This window comes from Haloarcula amylolytica JCM 13557 (assembly GCF_000336615.1).
In the GTDB taxonomy this organism is placed as follows: Archaea; Halobacteriota; Halobacteria; order Halobacteriales; family Haloarculaceae; genus Haloarcula; species Haloarcula amylolytica.
In genome coordinates, this window is record NZ_AOLW01000015.1 from 181057 (window position 1) to 202418 (window position 21362).

Annotated in this window: 17 protein-coding genes; 10 read left to right on the forward strand and 7 right to left on the reverse strand. The window is 62.8% G+C overall.

Translation table 11 applies throughout. The annotated features are described in order from the left end of the window. Positions 1-20 precede the first annotated feature (20 nt). The 5 genes from C442_RS06850 to C442_RS06870 all read left to right on the forward strand — a co-directional run bounded on the left by C442_RS06850 (position 21) and on the right by C442_RS06870 (position 6251). Entirely contained in the window at positions 21-722 is a 702-nt protein-coding gene (locus C442_RS06850) for an ABC transporter ATP-binding protein (RefSeq protein WP_008308992.1), read from the forward strand. A gap of 7 nt (positions 723-729) precedes the next feature. Beyond that, entirely contained in the window at positions 730-3795 is a 3066-nt protein-coding gene (locus C442_RS06855; protein WP_008308994.1) for an FtsX-like permease family protein, read from the forward strand. 83 nt (positions 3796-3878) lie between these two features. Continuing rightward, on the forward strand, positions 3879-4154 hold the full coding sequence (locus C442_RS06860) for a hypothetical protein (RefSeq protein WP_008308996.1): 276 nt from the start codon (positions 3879-3881) through the stop codon (positions 4152-4154). Further along, positions 4154-5248, forward strand: a complete 1095-nt coding sequence (locus C442_RS06865) for a DUF4350 domain-containing protein (RefSeq protein ID WP_008308997.1) — start codon at positions 4154-4156, stop codon at positions 5246-5248. The genes C442_RS06860 and C442_RS06865 overlap by 1 nt, the downstream gene beginning before the upstream one ends. Then, positions 5241-6251 carry an AAA family ATPase gene (locus C442_RS06870; RefSeq protein ID WP_008308999.1) on the forward strand — a complete coding sequence of 337 codons (1011 nt, stop codon included), beginning with the start codon at positions 5241-5243 and terminating at the stop codon, positions 6249-6251. The genes C442_RS06865 and C442_RS06870 overlap by 8 nt, the downstream gene beginning before the upstream one ends. A gap of 14 nt (positions 6252-6265) precedes the next feature. On the opposite strand, the gene C442_RS06875 is transcribed toward C442_RS06870, so the two are convergent. From C442_RS06875 to C442_RS06885, 3 genes are all read right to left on the reverse strand, one after another. Continuing rightward, complete coding sequence (locus tag C442_RS06875) at positions 6266-6883, reverse strand: hypothetical protein (RefSeq protein ID WP_008309001.1); 618 nt, start codon at positions 6881-6883, stop codon at positions 6266-6268. A 292-nt stretch (positions 6884-7175) separates the two neighbouring features. Further along, a complete protein-coding gene (locus C442_RS06880; RefSeq protein ID WP_008309003.1) occupies positions 7176-7676 on the reverse strand; it encodes a hypothetical protein in 501 nt (166 codons plus the stop codon). After that, positions 7673-9118: a DUF58 domain-containing protein gene (locus tag C442_RS06885; protein WP_008309005.1), complete on the reverse strand. Its 1446-nt coding sequence runs from the start codon at positions 9116-9118 to the stop codon at positions 7673-7675. The genes C442_RS06880 and C442_RS06885 overlap by 4 nt, the downstream gene beginning before the upstream one ends. 226 nt (positions 9119-9344) lie before the next feature. Between C442_RS06885 and C442_RS06890 the strand changes: the two genes are divergently transcribed. Beyond that, entirely contained in the window at positions 9345-10331 is a 987-nt protein-coding gene (locus C442_RS06890) for a zinc metalloprotease (protein ID WP_008309006.1), read from the forward strand. A gap of 28 nt (positions 10332-10359) precedes the next feature. On the opposite strand, the gene C442_RS06895 is transcribed toward C442_RS06890, so the two are convergent. Continuing rightward, the gene (locus C442_RS06895; protein WP_008309008.1) at positions 10360-11574 is read right to left on the reverse strand and encodes a glycosyltransferase family 2 protein; all 1215 of its coding nucleotides are present in this window, start codon (positions 11572-11574) and stop codon (positions 10360-10362) included. A gap of 894 nt (positions 11575-12468) precedes the next feature. Between C442_RS06895 and C442_RS06900 the strand changes: the two genes are divergently transcribed. The 3 genes from C442_RS06900 (at position 12469) to C442_RS06910 (ending at position 14832) form a co-directional block, all read left to right on the forward strand. Continuing rightward, the gene (locus C442_RS06900) at positions 12469-12669 is read left to right on the forward strand and encodes a hypothetical protein (protein WP_004518094.1); all 201 of its coding nucleotides are present in this window, start codon (positions 12469-12471) and stop codon (positions 12667-12669) included. A 72-nt stretch (positions 12670-12741) separates the two neighbouring features. Next, positions 12742-13581, forward strand: a complete 840-nt coding sequence (locus tag C442_RS06905) for an inositol monophosphatase family protein (RefSeq protein WP_008309016.1) — start codon at positions 12742-12744, stop codon at positions 13579-13581. Between the two features lie 102 nt (positions 13582-13683). Then, positions 13684-14832: a DUF63 family protein gene (locus tag C442_RS06910; RefSeq protein WP_008309018.1), complete on the forward strand. Its 1149-nt coding sequence runs from the start codon at positions 13684-13686 to the stop codon at positions 14830-14832. 42 nt (positions 14833-14874) lie between these two features. Here the strand turns inward: C442_RS06910 and C442_RS06915 are convergent, their stop codons facing one another. The 3 genes from C442_RS06915 to C442_RS06925 form a co-directional block, all read right to left on the reverse strand. Continuing rightward, complete coding sequence (locus C442_RS06915) at positions 14875-16584, reverse strand: YcaO-like family protein (protein WP_008309019.1); 1710 nt, start codon at positions 16582-16584, stop codon at positions 14875-14877. A gap of 31 nt (positions 16585-16615) precedes the next feature. Beyond that, a complete protein-coding gene (tbsP, locus tag C442_RS06920) occupies positions 16616-17434 on the reverse strand; it encodes a transcriptional regulator TbsP (protein WP_008309020.1) in 819 nt (272 codons plus the stop codon). A gap of 371 nt (positions 17435-17805) precedes the next feature. Next, positions 17806-19893: a hypothetical protein gene (locus tag C442_RS06925; RefSeq protein WP_008309022.1), complete on the reverse strand. Its 2088-nt coding sequence runs from the start codon at positions 19891-19893 to the stop codon at positions 17806-17808. 153 nt (positions 19894-20046) lie between these two features. On the opposite strand from C442_RS06925, the gene glyA reads away from it, so the two are divergent. Further along, positions 20047-21294: a serine hydroxymethyltransferase gene (glyA, locus tag C442_RS06930; protein WP_008309023.1), complete on the forward strand. Its 1248-nt coding sequence runs from the start codon at positions 20047-20049 to the stop codon at positions 21292-21294. The last annotated feature ends 68 nt before the right edge of the window (positions 21295-21362 follow it).

Consider the following 21362-nt stretch of genomic DNA (forward strand, 5'->3'; position numbering starts at 1 on the left):
GGCCGGCAGAAAGGCCGACAATGACTGACCCCGTCCTCGTCGGCTCGGAGTTGTGTGTCACACGACGGGGCACCAGGATTCTCGACGGCGTCTCACTCACGGTCGGGTCCGACGCGGCGATGCTCGTTCAGGGTCCTAGCGGGGCCGGCAAGTCGACGCTGTTCAACGTCCTCGGGCTGCTAGAGTCCCCGTCTAGCGGCCGGCTGGAGATCGACGGCCGGGACGCGAGTACCCTGTCCGAACGCCAGCGCGCCAGCCTGCGGCGGACGACGCTCGGGTTCGTCTTCCAGGACTTCCAGCTCATCGGTGACCTGACCGCCCGTGAGAACGCGTCGCTCCCGCAGGAACACGCAGGCGACCGCGACCCAGACTGGCTGGACACGCTGTTCGACCGCCTCGGTATCGCCGGGCTCGAACACCAGTACCCCGCGACGCTGAGCGGGGGCGAGAAACAGCGGGTCGCCATCGCACGGGCGCTCGCGAACCGCCCCGAGATCGTCCTCGCCGACGAACCGACCGGACAGCTAGACCCGGACACCGCCGAGTCGGTGCTGAACCTCCTGTTCAGCATGAAGGAATCGACGGAAACCGCCCTCGTCGTCATCAGCCACGACCCGCAACTGGCCCAGCGGTTCGACGAACGGCTGTTCATCCGCGGCGGCACGCTCGTCTCCGATGCCGCCTCGACGCCGAACGCGAGCCCGTCCACGGAGACGAACTAACGAACCGATGGGATACAGAAACGCCCTCCTGTTTCGCTGGTCCAGACGGGACCGGCTCACCGTCGTCGTCGTCGCCGTGACGGCCGCGTTTCTCATCGGTACGGTTCTGCTGTTGTTCACTGCGGTCACGTACTCGGAAACGTTCGCCGAGCCGCTCGCGAACTCCGGGACGGTCACCTATCACGACGCGGAGACCGGCCCGCCCGAAACTGATGGGGACGTCACCGTGCTCCCGACAGCGACGGCGACTGTAAACGAGACTGACGTTCGTCTTATCGGTATACCACCCGATACGCCCAGGGTGCTCATCGAGGGGTCGGCCCAGTGGCAGGAGGGGCGGTTACCGACGATTCCGGACGGCGTTGACGGCCGGGGACCGGTCTCTCAGCAGCGGACCCGAACGGTCAGCGGGTCAGACGGTACCGTCTCGCTCACCGTTGTCCCACAGGAGCGGGGGACGACGTTCCTCTCCAATCAGTGGTACGCGACGAACGCCTCGACCGCACAGCAGGTCGGCGTCACCGGCTACTTCGTCATCGACCACAGTCCGAGCGGGACCGGGCTGGGAAGCCTCCCAAGTGAAGGGGCACCGCTGGTCAGCGCGCTCCTGTACGTCCTCGGCGGTTTAGAGCAGGTGCTCTGGGCGCTGGGCATCGCGGCGGCCGCCGGCGGGCTGTTGGTCCTCATCGTCGTCTACAACGTCACGCGGATGAGCGTCCGCGACCGCCTCGACGCGATACGGGTCATCCGCTCGACCGGCGCACCAGGGTGGCGCGTGGGACTCCTGTTTACGCTTCGAGCCGGCCTCCTCGTGACGACCGGCGTGGTGCTGGGCTACGCCGTCGGACTGATCCTCATCAAGGCGCTGGTCAACGTCGCGATCTACGTCGGTCTCCCCATCGCACTCGACGTTACCGTCACGGGCCAGAGCGCAACCGTCGTCGGTGGCGTCGCCGGAATCTTCGTCTTGATGGGCCTCGCTGCCGGCGCGCTCGCGGCCTACCCCGCGGCGACCCGCCCGCCGGCCTCGCTCGGGAGCCGTCATGCCCGGTCCGGCCAGTCCGAGCAGTCGACGCTTGCGAGGGTCCGAAACTGGGTCGCACCGACGTTCCTGTCGTGGCGCTCGGTCGTGCCGACGGCGGCGACGCTGACCGTCTTCGGAATCACGTTCCTGCTCGTCGTCTCACTGGCTGGCCTCGCGTCCCCGCTCGGCGGTGCGGCGGGCGGCTCCGGGACTATCACCGAAGCCGGCGCGCCCCATCCGCTGAACAGTCGCCTCGACGCTGAGTACGCCGCAGCCCTGCGGGCCGACGGGACGCCGGCCAGCCCGGAAATCATCTACGCCCAGGTTTCGGACGGCCAACCGTACATGGCCCACGGGGCGGAGTACGACGCCTTCGCGAACGTCACCGGGGCCACGCTGGTCGAAGGCCAGCGACCACAGCGGCACGACGAGGCCGTCATCGGGAGCGACCTCGCGCGGACGCTCGATGTCGAAGTCGGTGACGAACTAACCGTCAGCGGGAGCGTTAAGCCCGGTGTTCGCCGGGTCACCGTCGTCGGGCAGTACGACGCCCCCAGAACGCTCGATGACCTGCTCATTCTGCCGCTCGACTCCGCGGCCGACCTGGCGACCGGGCCGGGACAGGTCCACATGATTCGCGTGAAGGGGCCGGTGTCCGAGATCGACGACGCCGACGGTGTCGCCGCCAACCGGTCGGGTGCTGTCGTGACGGGGCTATCGGGTCCGGGACGTGTCACGAAAGGTGACGCTGTCAACCTCTCCGTCGCCGTCCGAAACGTCGGCAACGAGCGGGCGGACCGGGAAGTCACAGTTCGGTATCGGGGCGAACAGCGAACGACGACGGTCGCAGTCCCGCCGGGGCAAGAGCGGACCGGGACTGTCTCCTTTACCGCGTCGGAACTGGGGACTGCAAACGCCACTGCCGGGGAGTACACCCATTCTGTGACCGTTGTCTCGCCGGACGCCATCGAGATTCCGAGCCAGCTACCGTCACAGGCCCCGCCCGGGTCGGGGCTCTCAGTTCCTGTCGTCACGAAAACCGGAGACCGCGTTTCGAACGCTACCGTCACGGTGAACGGGCCGTCGCTCAGAACTGGATCGAGCGGTGTCGCTGTCGTTCCCCTGCCACGCGAGCCGGGGAACTACACGATAACAGCTCGTTCGGGCGACCAGACGGCGACACACGACATCCAGATCGTCCGTGGTACCGAGCGGGAACTGTACGGGGAGTTGTCGATATCGCCGTCTTCGGGGTCGGTCCTGACGACACCAACCCTCAGGATCGGGCTCGCAAACCCCTGGCAGGAGCCGATCACCCGTGACGTGCGCGTCGTCGGCCCCGGTGTCTCCCGGAACCGGACCGTCTACATGCCGCCCGGCAACGTCACACAGACGCGGTTCTCCCCGGACGGCGGACGAAGCCAGCCCGGAACGTACACCTACCGAGTGACGGCCAACGGGACCACCCTCTCCACAGCGGAGTACGAGGTGACCGGGGACCGTCGGCTGGCATCCGCGGTAGCAAGTAGCGGGTCGTACGCGTCCGGTACGCCCATCGAGCGCTCCGTCGAGGGCGTGTTCGGGAACGTCCAGTTGATCCTGGGCGTGCTTGTCGTCCTCTCGGCGCTGAGTACCGTCGGCAGTACCACGGCGACGTTCGCACAGGGAGTCCACGCGCGTCGGCAGGCTATCGGCATCCACCGCTCGACCGGCGCGACGCAGTGGCGGGTCCTGCGGACGATTTTGGGCGATATTGCCCGTATCGCGATCCCAGCGACTGGCCTCGCTCTCGGTCTGTCGATCGTCGCGTTACAGCTGCTGGAGCGGGCTGGCTGGCTCGTCTTCTTCGGTTTTCGCCTCTCCGCGCGGACGCCGCCGACCATCCTCGCAGCGATATTTGCCGGCGGCGTCTCGCTCGCCCTGTTCGGTGCCCTCGTCGCAACGGTGCCGTATCTGACAGCGTCACCGGTCTCGTTGCTCCCGAGCGGCGACCGGACGCGGACGCCCGACGACGAGTCGGTCGACGAGAGCCAGCCTAGCGACGACTGAACCGAACTGCTAGGTTAGCTGTATGGCTCAGTCGGCAGCCGTCGGTCGGAACTTTGACTGTCTATCGAGCAGAACGCCGTACCATGGCGACCCGACAGCGCCAGCAGTTCATCTACGGCCATCTCATGTGGGTGCTTGGCACCATCCTCGTGTTGACCCTGCTGGACGCGCTGACGCTTGAGCTGTTCTTTGTCGTCTCGCTGATCGGGTTTCTCGTCACTGTCGAACTGGTCGCACCGCAGGCCGTGTCGCCGCACTGGCGACGGCGGCTCTGGTGGCTCATCGGGATCGGACTGGTGGGCTTTGCCTACGTGGTCATCAAACGGATCCTCGATATTCTACCGCCGGGGCTGGTCTGATGGCGCTGACACCGCTCTCCGAAGACTCCTGGCTACCGTCGCTCACTCTCCCGCAGCTCCTGCTGGCCGCCTACACCGCCCTCACGATCATCGCGGTCGTCTACGCCGCGAGTACGTCCTCAGCAGCGTTCGGTGCGTACAACTCCCAGTGGGACGGGGCAGGTGAACTCCGAAACGTCGCAGCTGACGCCGGTGCAAACGTGACTGTCGGAACGAACGTGAGTCAGTATCCGATGACCGGTGCGAACAGCACTGTTGCGGTCGTTCTCTCGCCGACGGAGCCGTACTCGTCGAGCGAGCGCACACGGCTCGCGGAGTTCGTCCGAAGCGGCGGGACACTCGTCGTTGCCGAGGATTACCGCCCACAAGGGAATGCCCTGCTCGCTGCCGTCGGTGCTGACGCGCGTTTTGACGGTCGCCCGGTGTACGACAACCGAAATTACTACCGTAACTCCTCGCTCCCGGAAGCGACGCCTGCCGGCGACTATCCGGAGACTGCCGGCGTCGATACTGTCGTCCTCAACTACGGGACGACTGTCAGAGCCGGAAACGCGACGACGCTCGTCAACACCTCCGAATACGCCTACCTCGACACCAACGGCAACGGCGAACTCGACGGCGAGGAGCAGTTAGCGTCCCGACCCGTTGTCACGAGCGAATCGGTCGGCGACGGCCGTGTCATTGCCGTCGGTGATCCGAGCATCTTCGTGAACGCGATGCTCGAACGCGGTGACAACCGACGGTTCGTTCGGAACCTCGTCGCCAGCCACGACGACGCACTGCTGGACTACTCACACGCCAGTAGCGTCCCGCCTGTGGCCGCTGCCGTCCTGGCCGTCCAGCGGTCAGACGCGCTGTTACTGCTCTGTGGCGTCGTGCTGGTCGGGGCGCTGCTCGCGTACGACCGCCGTCTCGACGAGCATCTCCGGGATCGCCTCCGGGAATACAGTGGCCGCGAGTCGGACCCGAACCTCTCCCGGGATGGCGTTGAGAAGTATCTCAGAGCCCGCCATCCAGACTGGGAGACCGCACAAGTAGAGCGAGTAACGGAAGCCATTATTAAACAGCGGGCCGAACGTCAACGCAATGACTGATCCGTCGGTGCTGTACGACCGTCTCAAGGAGGAGACGGAGACCGTTCTTATCGGTAACGAGGAAGTTCTCCGACACATTACTGTCGCCATGCTTACACGCGGTCATGTGCTTCTGGAGGGGGTCCCCGGTGTCGCGAAAACGACGATCGCCACGCTCGTCGCCAACGCGACGGATCTCCAGCACTCCCGGGTCCAGATGACGCCCGACCTCCTCCCTGCGGATATCACCGGAACAACGGTGTATCACCAGCGAAACGGCGAGTTCGAGCTGCAGAAAGGCCCCGTGTTTACCAATCTGGTCATCGCCGACGAGATCAACCGCGCCCCGCCGAAAACACAGAGCGCACTCCTCGAAGCGATGCAGGAGGGACAGGTTTCCATTGAAGGGTCGACGCTCGAACTCCCGACGCCGTTTACGGTCGTTGCGACCATGAACCCCCTTGAGATGGAAGGGACGTTCAAACTCCCGGAGGCCCAGCGCGACCGGTTTCAGATGAAACTCGTCACCGAGATTCCCAACTCCGAGGAGGAGCGCGCGATCCTCGACCGATTCGACGCGAACCCGACGCTTGACGCGGACTCTATCTCGCAGGTTATCTCCCGGAGCGAACTTCTGGACGCCCGGTCAGTCGTCCCCGAGACGCATATCGAAGACAGCATCAAGGAGTACATTCTCGCTATCGTCGGCGCGACACGGGACCACCGAAACGTCGTTCACGGGGCCTCACCGCGGGCGACAATCGCCCTGCAGAATACGGCCAAAGCAGTCGCTCGTCTGAACGGCCGGGAGTACGTCATTCCGGACGACGTCAAAGAGATGGCGCTGCCGGTGTTGCGGCATCGTCTCATCATGAACAGCGATGCCGAACTAAGCCAGATCAGCGCCGAAACGGTTATCGAAGAAATCCTACAGTCGATTACGCCGCCCGGGTCCGACACCGACCACAGTACGGGTGTCGAGACAGCGGTCGGCGACGGCGGAACGAAACGGAAGTTCGAGTAGCGACTGGACCGCAGTTAGCTGTTTTCCGGGGCTGGTGTCGTCTCTCGTTCTCGGGTCGCCGCGCCATTGGACTGCGCCGATGGTTGTTCGAGTGCGTTCCACGAAACGGTCACGACACCGCTGAACCGGTCGTCATCGCGCGTATCGACAGTAACCGGTCGATCAAGTCCCGTGGCAAACCCCACCGCGAGCAAGGACACCACTGGGTGATCTAGCTGGTGAATGTCGCCGAACGCGGGATTGTCGACGGCAATAGAAGCAGTTCGGTTCCCGCCATCGATTTCGATTGTTGTGTCCTCGACGAGTTCGAACTGCTCGGACAGGGCTGCGGTCAGTTGTGCCGCTATTGCATCGGGATCGTTACCGAATTTGCCGGATATCGTTTGTTCGAACTCGGTGTACAGACGGTCTCCAGTCGGGGGAAGCGATATGCCCTGTTCCGCCTCGGCACCGCTCGTAACGAACAGTTCTCCCAACTGCTCTGGATCGGGCACCGCGTACTCGACGTGCTGGGGGACGAACAGGCGCGCATTCGTCTCCGGACGGGATGCCGTTGGGACATACACCGTCTCGGTCTGGAGTTCCAGTTCGCTGACGAGGTGCTGTTCGACATCGGCCAACGTGTCGAACACCGTGTCACCTGTCTCTTATACACATCTCNNNGCTCAGAGATGTGTATAAGAGACAGCTGCAGGGCTGGAAAGAGGAACGCTGCTATGAGGGATAGTCCACCGACCGCAAAGAAGCCCACTGCGGTCCGTCTGAACGTTGCCCGCTTCGCATGCGCGTAGGAGTCGCGCAACCGGCGGTTCTCCTCCCGTAACACTTCCAACTCTGCTTCGAGTGTCTGGCGGTCCCGTACAATATCCGTCTGTTGGGTGCTGTCATCGGCTGATGCGTCCAGTTGCGTAGGCTCGGGTTGGCTCATAGGAAATCACGGTCCGAAGCTGCGTCTTCAGTCACGATGTCGAGTTCTATCAGCAGATAGCGATGGAAGAGATAGCCGACGATGGCAATTCCGATAACCACGGTGGCCCCGACGCTGAGGGGGGCCAAGTCCCAGCGCCAGAGCGACAGCCAGGCGAGACTGCCGAGCAGCGGAACGACAAGTGCGACGAGGCTGCCGGCGACTCGCCTGTCGGGTGTCTCGATAGTTACCGAAAGCAACGCAAGGAACAGGCCACCTTCGACGAGGACGAGCGGTAGCAGTGATGGTGTATCGACTGTGACGAGCGCTATCTGTCCGAGCACGACCGCGAGAACGGGTGTACTGGACAGGTAGAGACCGCCGAGGACAACACCGACGAAACCAAGCCATACCGGCCCGCCCCAGACGAGTCCGCCTGTGGCCACGACGATGCCCAGCAGGCCGAGCACGGTGGGTAGTGATCGGCGCGAGCGTGCCGTTTTCAGTGCGACGCTCATGCGTACTCCCTCCGGTCTGTGTTCGCTGGGCTGCCGGACAGAATAGCCGAGATCTGGTCCGGGGACCCAACCTCGTAGGCTGTCACCGAATCGACCTCGTTCAGTTCACGCCGGAACTGATCGAAGGTTCGATACCGTTCGTATGCGGTATCGAGATCGGTGAGGAGGTCCGTATCGAAGGCTACTGATGGGGCCATAAACACGACGACCTCCGTTGCGTTGCGTCTCGCCAGTCCAACCGCGTTCCGTAGCTCACTCGGGTTGCTGTCGTCGGTACAGATGACCAGCAGGTTCGCGCTGCGTATCTCGTGTGGTGCCGCCTGGAGCCCGTTGTACAGCGGCTGGTTGGGAAGGTGTCGTTTTGATCCGGCGGCATCTCGATACGCGAGCAACGTCGTTTCCATCGGTGATTGTGTGTCCGCCGTCGGGTTCACCGTCCCTGTCATCCTGCCGGTGTGAGCCGCTTTCGTGGTAGCTGTTGCCGACGTCTCAGTTTCGGTGTCGAGGTCGTTGATCCGATGCCGGCACGACCTGTAGGCCTCGGTTCTCGCCACAGGGATTCTCGATTCCGTCACGCCCGCGTCGTCAATAGTGAGATAGCCCAGGGGATCACGGATCGTTTCGGCACGCTGCTGGAACGCTGCGGCGACCGCTTTGAGGTGATCTAGCTTCGTTTCGCCAGGTGTCCCATCACGCAGAGTCTGCCGGTGATCGAGGACGAGAACCACGCTACGGTTACTCTCAGCCTCGTAGTTGCGGACGTGCGTCTCGTCTAGTCTGGCAGTCGCCTTCCAGTCGACGTATTTCAGTGCGTCACCCGGGACATATTTTCGAATCTCCTCAGCTGACAGGCCACCCGTCCGCCCCCGGGCATCGTGCTCGCCGACACCGCGTAGCAACTGTTTCCCGCTCTGGCCAACGTGAATCGGGCCGACCGACGGCGACTCGACTGCTAGTTCGGGGCCGGGAGCCGTCGTGAACGACTGGGTAAACAGCCCGGTGCCGTCACTGACGGTTACTGTGGCTCCGGGAACGGTGTAGTTGCCAACAGTCTCCCAGGTGAGCGGAAGCGTCACCGACGAGGACTGCATCGACGCATCGAGATTGATATCCGGAGAGGTACCCGCTTCCATCCGCGCTGCGAGTGGAATCCTTGCCTCGACGGAGAGCGGCAGGTGATCGCCGGCGGCGGCAACTGATGCTTCGAGAGTGTACTTCGTTTCGGCGTCGGTCCGTATTCGGGACCGGTCGAGCGACTGGCTGACGGTGAGTTCGTCCTCGAGTCGTGAAACGCCACGGACGAACGCAAACTGCATTGCGAGCAGCCAGCCTGCGAGCCCGACGGCCCCGACGACTAACAGGGGCGCATCGAGCAGCCCACCACCCACGACGAGACTACCGATAGCAGTGATCGTGAGCCAGAACCGCCGGGTGACACGCATTAGCTTCGGTTACTGAACCGAGCCCATTGAAGATACCGACAGACACAGCCGAGTCCTTCAGAGATAGGTCCGCACCTAGTATCGAAATCGATATTGATATTTAGGGGATTATCTACTTAACCGTCACTCGAAAATTCTGAGTCATGAATGGTCTGAGTTCACGTTGTGTCGGAATTCGGGAACTCAGCTAAATGTAGCTATTGGAATCAGTATTAATATTAGAACTATGCTCACAGACATCTCAGCTGGCGCCCGCCGTCTCGCGAACAACTGGTTCTGTCGCCTGTCGACGGTTCGCGTCGGTGCCGTCGTCCTCGTGACGCTGCTTCTCGCCGGTGTCGTGTTTCCAGTCGCCGGGACGTCGCCGCAGGTGAACACTGCTAGCGGTGGCGGGGCCGATACTCCGGACGTACAGCAGGCTCAGGCCGATTCGAACGCCACTGATACAGACGGCGACGGGCTGTCGGATTCGCTAGAGCGCTCCGTTTACGGCACTGACCCGACCGACGCGGACACGGACGGCGACGGCTATCCGGACGGCATGGAAGTCCGCTGTGAGCAGGCTCTTCCGGATGCAGACCCGCTCCGAACGGACATCTACGTCGAAGTCGACTCCACACAGTCAACGACGCTCAGCGACCCGGTCCGGACATCCATTGTCGAGACGTTTGAGAATGCACCCGTTTCGAACCCCGACGGTTCCACCGGGATCGATATCCATCTCGTCACAGACGATACGAAGCTCTCGGCCAACGGGACGGTACACTCGAAATCCCGTGCTGGTGCCGGGAACGACATCTACGACTTCCGGGCCAACCACTCCGAGCACCGTGCTGACGGCTACTACTACGTCCTGCTAACTGACGACGTCGCCTACAACGGGGACGACTACTTCGTCGGCGCGGGCCGACCTGAAATCGCGGCGATGGAGCGGTTCGATTCACCGAAAGTCACCGCCTCGCTGTTCATGCACGAATTCGGGCACGCGATGGGGCTTGACGCCCATCAGGACGGTATCGACGAGGAGCGGTACTCCCAGACAGAGTACGACAGCGTGATGAACTACAACGGGCTGTACAGACAACTTTCCTATTCCAACGGCACCGACAGTGTAGGCCGAAACGAGTGGCAGTTCGTTGCCGAGAACCGAACACAGCCCGACATCGACTGCGTCGAGAACGGAACGTGCCCTAGCAGGTGTACGCAGAACTGACCAATCCCGCTAAAGCGACAGTCAACGGTTAGCTGCTGTCTGCTAGCATACTCATGAAGAACGACCCGAACACTGTCTGTAGCCCCAGCACCACGACTGTCGAGGCCAGAAGGGTCGCTGTAGCTGACGGTAACGCCGCCTCGCCGGCGAGCAGCCACTGTCCGAACACGCTCCCGAGGTACAGAACGCCGACTGCAGCCGCGAGAATGCCGATGGACGCGCCGTGCTCCAACTGGAACCGCTCCCGTATCATGCCGACAAGCACACCCTCGGGCTTGTTTATCGGGTTCGCGGCGATGGAACTGAACAGCGCGAGCGTCCAGACCTGATACCCGACGATTGCCAGCAACGACCCGCCGACCATCGTCTGTATGCCGAAGTTGACGCCACCGATCGACAGCCGAGCGATTGATAGCGACATCAACACTGCCCCGACCGATACTAGCAACAGAGCCGGATACGAAAACAGGTAGTCCGGCGCGTTCACGAGCATGAACCGGACGTGCCGCCAGCCGTCACTGAAACTGTCGAGTGTTTCCTCGCCTTCCCGCTCGTGGTAGATAATCGGGACTTCTTCGATGGTGAGGTCGTTCGCGCCGGCCTCCATAATCATCTCGCTGGCGAACTCCATCCCGGTCGTCTCTAGCTCTAGCGTTTCGAGCGCGTCCTTGGTGAACACACGGAAGCCGCTGTGTGCATCGCTTACACCGGCTCCATAGAACGTGTTCAGGAACCGCGTCAACAGCGGGTTTCCGACGTATTTGTGGAGTGGCGGCATCGACCCGTCCCGGATCTCGCCCTCCAGTCGGCTCCCCATACAGATGTCCGCGTCGCCGTTCTGGACCGGTTCGAGGAGCTGGGGAATCATCTCGAAATCGTACGTCGTGTCAGCATCGCCCATCGCAATGTACTCTCCCCGTGCCTTGTCGAACGCGTAGCGATACGCATAGCCATAGCCCGGTTCATCAGGTGTCACGACTGTCGCACCCCGTTCGCGAGCTAACTCCGGAGTCGCGTCGGTCGAACTGTCGCTCACGATGATCTCGGTCGGCACACGTAACTCCGAGATCGCTGTCTTGATCCGATCAATACATTCGACGATTCCTTTCTCCTCGTTGAGGGTGGGCATCACGACGCTCAAAACCGGCGTGACTTCGCTCTCCGGCGTGACGAGAAACTCGTCTACAGTCTTCGTGATCCCCTGCTGACCCGCTTGATTTGCCTGATTTGCTTGTATCGTCATTCCCGTACCTCGGCTATCGCTGGTGCGTCTGGTAGCATACACTCTCCACTCCCCTGGGCGGCTTTCGATGAATACGGCTAGTAGGCCCCATTTTATCTGAGTTCAATGCCGAATTTCTGATATGTACCGCACGGCCTCCACACAGAGTGTCATGTCAAAGCAGCGTATAATAAAGCTGTCGGGTAGGATAATCCATCATTAATAACAATAGTTCTCATGAGAACCCCTCTCCTCCTCTGAATGTACACGATTTCTTCGACCCATGACCACAGTGTGGCGTGCCATCTATCAATAAAGCACATTATTCACGCACTAATGTACGTTGTGAAGCAGATATCTATCAGACTAGTAGACTATGTCTCCGCGGGTTCACCGCCGGATAATTCAAGCAAGGTGATAAAACAGGGGCTGTCAACATGAATCCACGTTTGTGAATGTCGAACTACACCGGGAAACTACTACGACAGGCACTGAGAAACTGTCTCGGATAGTCTGTAATCGGGAAAATGCGTCAATTCAAGTAGACACGCTGCGGGTACAGCCACCTGATTCCATGTGCCGGTCGGTGGCTTTGGTGTCATGGTTGCTGAGCGTCTCACACTGGGCGACGAAGCCGACTCCGTATCTCGCCACCAACAGCGTGTATCCGAGGCAGTCGCTCCTCCGATGCACTGATCAGCGTTGCGACGCTCAGCCCAAGGACGTAGACGACTCCCAAAAGCATGATAACCGAGATGTCCTTGCTGAACCGAAGTGCCCCACGTATCGATGCCATATACGTACATATCTGGACTGAGTATAAGCCGTTGGGGTCTGATTATTAATATTTGTAACTGGACGGCCGCTGTTGTCCAGAGCCGTAGATTTAAGCCGTCCTATGTGCTAAACGATAACATGGCCACAGATCAGTCCGAGGGGGCGAGCCTGCATGTGCCACCGCTGGAGAATACAGCGTTTTTCTCCATTGAGGACGACGACGGCTACGTCCGTATTGAACAGTCACTGGGGAACCAGGTCCTGTACACGCCCAATGAGGCGCGGGACATCGCTGAAGCCATTCTCGACGCTGTTGACGAGGCTGTCGAAGAAGAGTAACCCATCGCTGGCCGTCGGCCCTGTTTTGCTGGAAGGCGAGATGGTTTGAACAAGGGAGGTCCAGCGTCAGGTATGACAGATGCAAGCCACCGGGCGGCGGTCGCCGAGCGAGCGGCCCGTGCTGGCGGTGTCGTGGCCCGGGAGCAGTTCCGGGGCGACCTCAGTGTCGAATCGAAGGCCAACAAAAACGATCTCGTCACGGAGACGGACCGCGACGCCCAGCGGCAAGTCGTCGCCACGATTCGAGCGGAGTTCCCCCGTGACCGGTTCCTCTGTGAGGAAGACCTCTCAACGTTAGCTGGCCCGGACGTTGACTCCGAGCCTGAAGCGGTCGATAGCATCCCAAATAGCGGCTCTGTGTGGGTCATCGACCCAATCGACGGGACGGCGAACTACGTCCGTGGGATGCGTCTGTGGGGAACGGTCGTCAGCGCAGTTGTCGACGGCGAGCCGGTCGCATCGGTGACCTATCTCCCCTCCTATGGCGACCTCTACGCCGCCGGCCCCGAAAGTGTGACACGAGACGGGACCGAACTGTCGGTAAGTGGTCGAACCGACCCGGAGACGTTCGCCGTGGCTCCTGTCGGCTGGTGGGACCGCGACGACAGGGACGAGTTCGGTCGGCTGTGTAGCGCTGTCGGCGACCGCTTCGGCGACATCCGGCGTCTGGGTTCGTTCCAGGCCACGCTGGCACACGTTGCCGACGGGGCGCTCGAGGGACTCGTTTGCACGCGCCCGATGGCCTCCTGGGACACGCTCGCTGGCGTCCATATGGTCAGACGGGCTGGCGGCACGGTCACTGACCTCGATGGCGAGCCCTGGACCCACGACAGCGATTCCGTCGTCGCCTCCAACGGCGAGGCACACGAGGCCTTCGTGGCGGCCGGCAACGAGGCACTCGCTGAGGATTGAACACAGTTTCGCCATCAAACCGCGCCGCGTCTGGCTCGCGGAAGTCCGCTCCACGCACATGGGACCGGAACGCTAAAACCGCCTGCCACCGGTCACTCGGCCATGGAAACGTTCGAGCGAGCCGTCGATGAGTACGGGCCCGGCCAGCTCTGGGTGGGCTCTTTCGTTGCCGTCCTCCTCGTTGCGGTCGGAGCTGTCATGGCTGCTCCAAAGGCCGTCTGGGATCGGTTCCTCTGGCAGTACTTCTGGGGGCCAGTGTACGCGGACGCCAAGGCGGCCAGCTGTGCCGAGATGACTGCATCCGGACCACAACCGCTGTACGATGGCTGTAGGGCGGCTATTCAGGAGGGACGGCTCATCGCCGAGCCGGGATACACTATCGTCTCCGAGATCGGCTACATGTTGATTCTGGTGTATATGCTCGTCGGCGTCTACTTCCTCCTCGAGCGACTGGACATCGCCGAGGACCCGAAGCTCTACTTCGCGTTCGTGCCGTTCATGCTGCTCGGCGGCGCGTTGCGGACTGTCGAGGATGCAACCGACCGCGCGGTCGATGCCGGCGTCTCACCTATCGTCGAGTACCCGCTGAGTTCGCTCATCATCAGTCCCGTCATTTACGGCACGGTGTTCCTGCTGACGCTGCTCGTCCTCGTCGTCTGTGTGGACCTCGAACAGCGCGGCGTCGTCGACAGCTACTACTGGACGACCGGCGCTGTTGGTAGCATTTTCGTCGCCGTGACGCTGCTCTATCTTACGGTTGTCGCGCTCACACGCGAGTACGCGACGCTGTACCCGTCGGTCCTCATCACGACTGTCGCACTGGCGTCGGCGTTGTCGTACGGTCTGTACCGCCTGTTCGAGTCCTATCGACCGGCGCTGAACGACGGAACCGGCTATATCGGCTTGCTGGTCATCTGGGGCCACGCCATCGACGGCGTCGCGAACGTCCTGCTGGCCGACTGGCTCGATGCGCTCAACGTCCCGCTGACGTACTACCCGAAACACCCGGCCAACGCATTCATCATTGAAGCCACCGAATCTCTCCAGTCTGCCGGTCTGACTGCTGCTATCGGCACGTCGTGGCCGTTCTTGATTGTTAAGCTCGCCGTCGCCTCGCTGGTCGTTTCGCTGTTCAACCAGGAGTTTATCGACGACAGCCCGCGGTACGCACTGCTGTTGCTCATCGCTGTTACCGCAGTCGGCCTCGGGCCGGGGACGCGGGACATGCTGCGGGCGACGTTCGGCATCTGAATACGGACTGTCCGGTATCTGACTCTCGCTCGTCGGCTGTTGCTACGGGAACGGATGATGCTCCCTGTCGAGCCGCGGCTCGAAGCCCAGGTCAGCAGGCACGGATTCGGCCCGCTCGCCGAAGAACGAATCACCGAAGAACAGCGGCTGTGCCGACGGACAGACGACGCGGACCGCCTCGAATCCGAGCTGTTCGAGGTCGCGCGTCGTCAGCCGCGCTCCGTAGGGCGTGAGTCCTGCGTCAGCTGCCCGGTCACACAACGTCTCTAGCTCCGCCTCGCCGGAGAGGTCTGCGTCGGGGCCGAGCGAGTCCAGCGGGACCGCCGTCTCGGTGGCCGTCAGGTCGGCCCCCTCGCCGGGTGATTCGGCGTAGCGCCCGATTGCTCCCTGTGCGTCCATGGCCGCCTCGGGACCCATGCTGTCGAGTTCCATCCAGTTCTGGAGCGCCTCTTCCAGCGCACCGACGGCGGCCGTACCCGGGTCCAGATCCGCATCGGTGCCGAGTGCGAAGCGAGGCCACTCGTCCTGTTCCAGTGCGACGGTGATGACCGGCACGTCCACGTCCTGTGTCAGTAACAGCGCCGTCACGTCGAGCCCCTCGGACGCCGCGCGACGCCGGAGCGTGTCGTACCGCTCGTGGTCGTCGACGGCAACTCGAAGCGGCTCGAACGTCGAGTACCACGACAGCATCGCGGCGTCGCGCTCGATGACCTCGTACAGCCCGGTCAGCAGTGCCTCTGTGACGGTGTTTCCGAGCCCCAGCCCGGTCGTCGTTGCCGGTCTGACGGCGTCCGATGGCGGCGGATAGTGGACGGTTTCGGCGGGAAGCGACCGCCGTTCGTCGGTCAGCAGATTTTCGGCCGGGACCCAGGGAAGCGCCGTCGAGTCGTCCCATTCGGCTTCGTCCCTGACGAACGCGTCGGGTGCGACGGCATCCGGAACATCGACGACCGTCCCGTGCCGCAGATTCCCGTCTCGGTAGACCCCGGCCGCGTACCGCTCGTAGTTCTCGCCCAGCGCTTTCATGAACGCCGTGTCCCAGTCGATAGCGACACCGGCGGCCTTGGCGGCGGCCGACACGTCGCTGAAACCGGCGGTGTCGGCGAGCGTCGACAGGTAGTACGGGGCGGGGAACGACTCGACTTCGCCGACCTCCGTGGCGATACCGACCCGGTCGTCGAGGCCCAGTTCCGCCCGCGAGAGCGCCTCGCTGTCCGGGGCCGTTCGGCGACCGTCGCCGAGGGTACGGCTCGGCGTCTCACTGCAGTCACAGCCCGGGACGGGGAGGAACCGGCGCTGCGTATGTGGGAGTTCCGTAACTGTCCCGAAGAGGGCAGCGTCCCCATCGAGAAATCGGGTGACCAGTCGACCAGCCAGCGCTCCCGCGAATCGTTGCGTGGCCGCCGCCGGGGCTTCTGTGATCTCCTCGGTATCGTCGACCGTCGCCTCGACCCGAGTCCGCAGACAGTCGAAACAGCCCGTCTCGGGTCCGAAGCCGCTGATCGCGGCGTCGGTCACCGGGACGCCGCCGACGCCGCCCAGTTCGACGGCGACCCATGGGACGTCATCGCCTTTCGCTCGGTCGTTCCACGCCGCAAACGTCTCTGACCCGACGGTATCGACGACGACGGCGAGGTCGCCACTGCTGTCCGCCGGTGTCGACGGCTGTGCTACTGTAATGTCGATATCAGCGAGAAACGCAGTGAGTGCGTCGACGGCCGGTCCACGCCCGACGACTTCGACAGTTTGCATGCCGAACCCCTCGCGGTGGAGCGGGAAAAACCTACGCGGCGAGGATCGACTGAGCCACGGAGGCCAGCTCGTCCGGCTCGGCGTCTTTGAGCCGGTCGTCACCGAGCATCAGGCGGAGCCGCGGTCGGCCCACGTCGATCGGGACCTTCTCCGTGTCGATGAGGTTCATGTCTTCGAGCTTCGTCTTCGTCCGCGAGAACGTCGCCTTGCTCGCCAGTCCGACGTCTTCGCCCCATTTGCTGATGTCGTACAGCAGTTCGCCGTTCCGTGCGGCCACGAGCAGGCTGATGGTGACCTCGTCGAGGCCGTCGCCGTCGCCGCGAGCCGTCGACAGAGAGCTGAGAACGTCGTTGAAGTCCGACGCGGTTTCCGGGCCGATGTCGGCTTCCAGCGTGCTCTGGACGCGGTTGAGCGGCGGTGTCCGGAGCGAGTACTCGTCGGCGTCTTCCCAGGTCGAGCCGTAGTAGTCGTAGGCGTTGTCGACGAACGCCGCGTCGTCGGTCCCGAGACCGCCGACCGTGTCGCTGATGGTGACGAGCGCGTACACCGTATCGACAGTTACCGCGACCGAGTGGTTCGGCACGTCGTCGAGCAGTCGCATCGTGAGCCGCTCCTCGTCGATGAGGTCGGCTGCGGTGCTCGCAACGAGGAAGTCGTCCATGACGTCTTTCAGTGCGCGCTCGTCGGCGAGCAGCCGAACTTCGGGAGCGCCCGAATCTGCGTCCAGTGTCGATACAAGCTCAGAGATGGTCCGCCGCGACGGGTTCACGACGTACACCGGCTCGTCAGTTGCCCCAAACACCGTGGTCAACATAGACCCGACGTCGTCTTGCAGGAGATTTTCAGTCATTGTCCCTTGCCAGTATATAGTGTATTATTATATTTAATTTTACCGGCCAAACTGTGTTGATTTCGCCAACATTCCGACAACACCCACCGGCGGACAGCGATAAAATATCGGTCAGTTGTCCTAAGCAGAAGCCGTTCGCCTCACGGACTGAACCACCTGTTCTGCTCGCTGTCGTCGCGCGAATTCGCTCGAATCAGTGGTTACTGTCACTGTCTCCTACCCGCCGGAAGCCACGACTGGAGCACAGTATCAAATCTGTACCTGAGTGCGTACGGAGAGTGTCGCATCAACACGGCTCCTCGGGTGGCCGGTTCGAAAATAGATGGCGGCCGTCTCGGCTTCCATCACGGAGTCTGACAGCTTCGCGCTCGTCAGAAGTCCGTCCGGAGACGCGCAGCGAGGTCGTCGGACCAGTGAAACTCCCCGTCGAAGATGACGGGCAGTGAGGTCTGTCCCAGCGCGTCGGCCAACTCCGTAGCGCCGAGCGAGTGGCTCGTCTGTTCGCCGTTCAGCGCGGCGCTGTCGTCGAACGGCAGGCGGTAGCTCTCACCGGGCCGTTCCGGGGACACGACCGTACACTGGACGTCGAATCCCGTCTCCCCTTTGGAGACCCAGACGACTGCGGGGTGTGCGGGATTGGGAACGATAGAGTAGGTCCCGTCGCCGACGACCGCGTAGTCCTTGCACATCATTATCCGCCGGCGAGCGAGTTCCAGCGCTCGCTGAATGCTGAATCCGTTACTGAGCAGTCGCGCGAATGCGGTCCCGACCAGGGCGGCGTGTTTGTCCAGCACGTCGGTGAGTGTCACCGCACCGGCGACCGCGCCCTGTTTGACGAGGTCAAGCCCTTCATCGTAGGAGCCACAGGCGTTCAGGAAGAACGTCTGCGTTCGGGCTTCCGACAGCGACGACAGCGCCAGATTACCGTCGGGACAGCGCAGTCCTTCCTCGTCGCAGTGGCCGATGAAGTGGACGAAATCGGCCGGCTGTTCGAACACGTCGGCCAGTTCGTTGACCGACAGCAGTTCGCTGACCTGGACGTCCATCGGCAGGTCCGCGGCCCGATATATCTCCGTGACTTCCGTGTGTTCGCCGGCCATCTCCTCGTCGTTGAGGACGACCGCGACCCGTTGGCTGTCGGCGTCTCGGTTCTGACTCCGGTATCGGTTCACGTACGCCTCCGCCGGCGTTTTGCAGGCGTCTATCGGGTTCCCCGGCGCGAGCCACGAGTGCAGTTGGCCCTCGCGCAGGTTCGGCTCGATGACCGGTGGGCGCTCGGCCGAACCGCGGCTCAGATACGAGTCCGCCAGCGTCCTGTCGAGAAGCTCATCCTGGTCGAGCCGGGAGCTGTCCGGCAAGTAGATGAGACTGAGCCGGTCGAGCAGGAACGGCAGGCAGCGGACCCGTTCCGGTTCGGGTGAGACGTACGTCGAGAGGGGCCACTCCGGCAGAATCGAGTTCACGGCCTCGTCGGAGACATCGATGTACCGCTCGAGCCGTCCAGCCGGCGACAGCGACCGAACTGTGTTCGGGTCGAGCGAGAGCGCGGACGTGATACGAGCGCCACTCTCGGCCGGATCGACGCGTCTGACCAGACAGTCGAGGTAGAACACCTTCCGGAGCAGCGCCGCGACGCCGGTCTGTAGCGACGGCCACGCGTCGAAAGAGAAATGTACCGATGTGCCGTCGGCCGTCAACAGCGCCGCATCCCGTGACTCGACTCTCACTTCGGCCCCGAGATAGTACGCCAGCGGGGCGCTGACGAGTAGTTCAGCCTCGCACTCCGGAACGCGGAGTGTGATGCCGGTCTCCGGACGGTTCTGCCGAACCGGTTCGGGAATCCGGGTTGTTTCGCCGGTCGTGACTATCGGCGGATGGCCGCGGAGTTCCGGATGTGAGCGGGACGGCTGCATCGTGTGATGGGCCCCGCTCAGATGAGTAATCGCCGTTGCGAGTCCTGCAGGTGTCGCGGGGACCTGTAGATGCGGTCGCTCCGCGCTCGTCTCCCAGACGAACCCGACGGTAATACTCGTCGGCTCTTGGAAACCGAGGACAGAGGTAATGCCGGCCGAGTGGAGCGACGCCGGCCCGTCGAAGCGGACGTGGATCCGAATGTCGTCAACGACGCCCAACGGCGACCCTCGGTCGCTATCCGCAGCACGGGCCTCCATCGTCAGCAGGTACTCCCCCTCCTCTAGGGTCGTCGGTGAATCAACTACTCCAGTATTCGTGTCAGTAGCGACTCGGGTTACCGTGGCATCCACCGCCGGCAGTGCTAACTCGGTGACGGACCCGCTGTAGCAGTCGTCGACACGGTGTGGTAACTGTTCGCCGTCCGTACCTTCTCGATCGTGTAACTGGCGCACCAGTGCGCTCGGGTCGACCGTTTCTCCATCCCACTCCGGCGGGTTACTGCTGTTCCGGTCCACCCGCTCGCCTGCCACCCCCCAGGTGACCATGCATAGACATGTGGAACGTCATCTGATATATACGTACGGGTGTCAGGACGTCGTCACCCCAACTGTACCCGCGGCACCGGACAATGTGCGATAACATTACACATGCGTGGGCCAAAGGGTAGATTATTGTCGTATCGGTCCTGACTCGGATACATGAGCTACGAAACCGTACGGGAAGCGGACCCGGCAGTCGCAGACGCCCTGGAGGGCGAACGAGGCCGGCAGAACGACACGCTGGCGATGATCGCCAGCGAGAACCACGTCAGCGAAGCTGTGATGGAGGCACAGAGCTCCGAACTGACGAACAAGTACGCCGAAGGCTACCCCGGCGAACGCTACTACGGCGGCTGCGAGTACGCCGACGACGTCGAGGAGCTGGCAATCGACCGCGCGAAGGAACTGTGGGGCGCGGACCACGTCAACGTCCAGCCACACTCCGGCTCGCAGGCCAACATGGGCGTCTACCTCGGCGTGCTCGAACCCGGCGACAAGATCCTCTCGCTGGACCTGACGCACGGCGGCCACCTCTCGCACGGTCACCCGGCGAACTTCGCCGGGCAGGTCTACGAGGTCGAACAGTACAAAGTCGACGAGGAGACCGGCTACATCGACTACGAGGGACTGCACGACCACGCCGAGGAGTTCGAGCCGGACATCATCGTCTCGGGCTACTCCGCGTACCCGCGCGAAGTCGACTTCGAGCGCATTCAGGAAGCCGCCGACGCAGTTGATGCTTACCACCTCGCGGATATTGCCCACATCACCGGCCTCGTCGCCGCCGGCGTCCACGAGTCGCCGGTCGGCGTCGCCGACTTCGTCACCGGCTCGACGCACAAGACCATCCGCGCCGGCCGCGGTGGCATCATCATGTGCGACGAGGAGTACGCCGACGACATCGACAGCGCGGTGTTCCCCGGCTCTCAGGGCGGCCCGCTGATGCACAACGTCGCCGGCAAGGCCGTCGGCTTCGGCGAGGCGCTGGCCCCCGAGTTCGAGCAATACGCCCAGCAGACCGTCGACAACGCGGTCGCCCTCGGTGACCGACTCAAGGAACACGGCCTGGACTTGGTCTCCGGCGGCACGGACAACCATCTCGTGCTCATCGACCTCCGTCCGTCCCATCCCGACACCACCGGCAAGGAAGTCGAGGAAGCGCTCGAAGAGGCCGGCATCGTCCTCAACGCCAACACCGTCCCCGGCGAGACTCGTTCGGCGTTCAACCCCTCGGGCATCCGCGCCGGTACGCCCGGACTCACCACCCGCGGTTTCGACGAGGACGCCTGCCGCGAGGTCGCCGATTTCATCTACGAAGTCGTCGACGCTCCACACGACGACGATGTCGTGGCGAAAGTCAGCGACCGCGTGGACGAACTGACCGACGAGTACACGCTGTACGAGTAGCGACAGGCCAGCCCTGTAGCGCGGATTCCGCTGTCCGCCCACTGGCATCTCCCTTTTTGACATCTCTC

What these genes read in the sequence shown, in the direction of transcription:
- C442_RS06890 (WP_008309006.1), top strand. Translation starts at nt 9,345, where the DNA reads ATGCTCACAGACATCTCAGCTGGCGCCCGCCGTCTCGCGAACAACTGG.
- C442_RS06860 (WP_008308996.1), top strand. Translation starts at nt 3,879, where the DNA reads ATGGCGACCCGACAGCGCCAGCAGTTCATCTACGGCCATCTCATGTGG.
- C442_RS06900 (WP_004518094.1), top strand. Translation starts at nt 12,469, where the DNA reads ATGGCCACAGATCAGTCCGAGGGGGCGAGCCTGCATGTGCCACCGCTG.
- C442_RS06905 (WP_008309016.1), top strand. Translation starts at nt 12,742, where the DNA reads ATGACAGATGCAAGCCACCGGGCGGCGGTCGCCGAGCGAGCGGCCCGT.
- C442_RS06925 (WP_008309022.1), bottom strand. Translation starts at nt 19,893, where the DNA reads ATGGTCACCTGGGGGGTGGCAGGCGAGCGGGTGGACCGGAACAGCAGT.
- C442_RS06880 (WP_008309003.1), bottom strand. Translation starts at nt 7,676, where the DNA reads ATGAGCGTCGCACTGAAAACGGCACGCTCGCGCCGATCACTACCCACC.
- tbsP (WP_008309020.1), bottom strand. Translation starts at nt 17,434, where the DNA reads ATGACTGAAAATCTCCTGCAAGACGACGTCGGGTCTATGTTGACCACG.
- C442_RS06910 (WP_008309018.1), top strand. Translation starts at nt 13,684, where the DNA reads ATGGAAACGTTCGAGCGAGCCGTCGATGAGTACGGGCCCGGCCAGCTC.
- C442_RS06895 (WP_008309008.1), bottom strand. Translation starts at nt 11,574, where the DNA reads ATGACGATACAAGCAAATCAGGCAAATCAAGCGGGTCAGCAGGGGATC.
- C442_RS06865 (WP_008308997.1), top strand. Translation starts at nt 4,154, where the DNA reads ATGGCGCTGACACCGCTCTCCGAAGACTCCTGGCTACCGTCGCTCACT.
- C442_RS06855 (WP_008308994.1), top strand. Translation starts at nt 730, where the DNA reads ATGGGATACAGAAACGCCCTCCTGTTTCGCTGGTCCAGACGGGACCGG.
- C442_RS06870 (WP_008308999.1), top strand. Translation starts at nt 5,241, where the DNA reads ATGACTGATCCGTCGGTGCTGTACGACCGTCTCAAGGAGGAGACGGAG.
- C442_RS06915 (WP_008309019.1), bottom strand. Translation starts at nt 16,584, where the DNA reads ATGCAAACTGTCGAAGTCGTCGGGCGTGGACCGGCCGTCGACGCACTC.
- C442_RS06885 (WP_008309005.1), bottom strand. Translation starts at nt 9,118, where the DNA reads ATGCGTGTCACCCGGCGGTTCTGGCTCACGATCACTGCTATCGGTAGT.
- glyA (WP_008309023.1), top strand. Translation starts at nt 20,047, where the DNA reads ATGAGCTACGAAACCGTACGGGAAGCGGACCCGGCAGTCGCAGACGCC.
- C442_RS06850 (WP_008308992.1), top strand. Translation starts at nt 21, where the DNA reads ATGACTGACCCCGTCCTCGTCGGCTCGGAGTTGTGTGTCACACGACGG.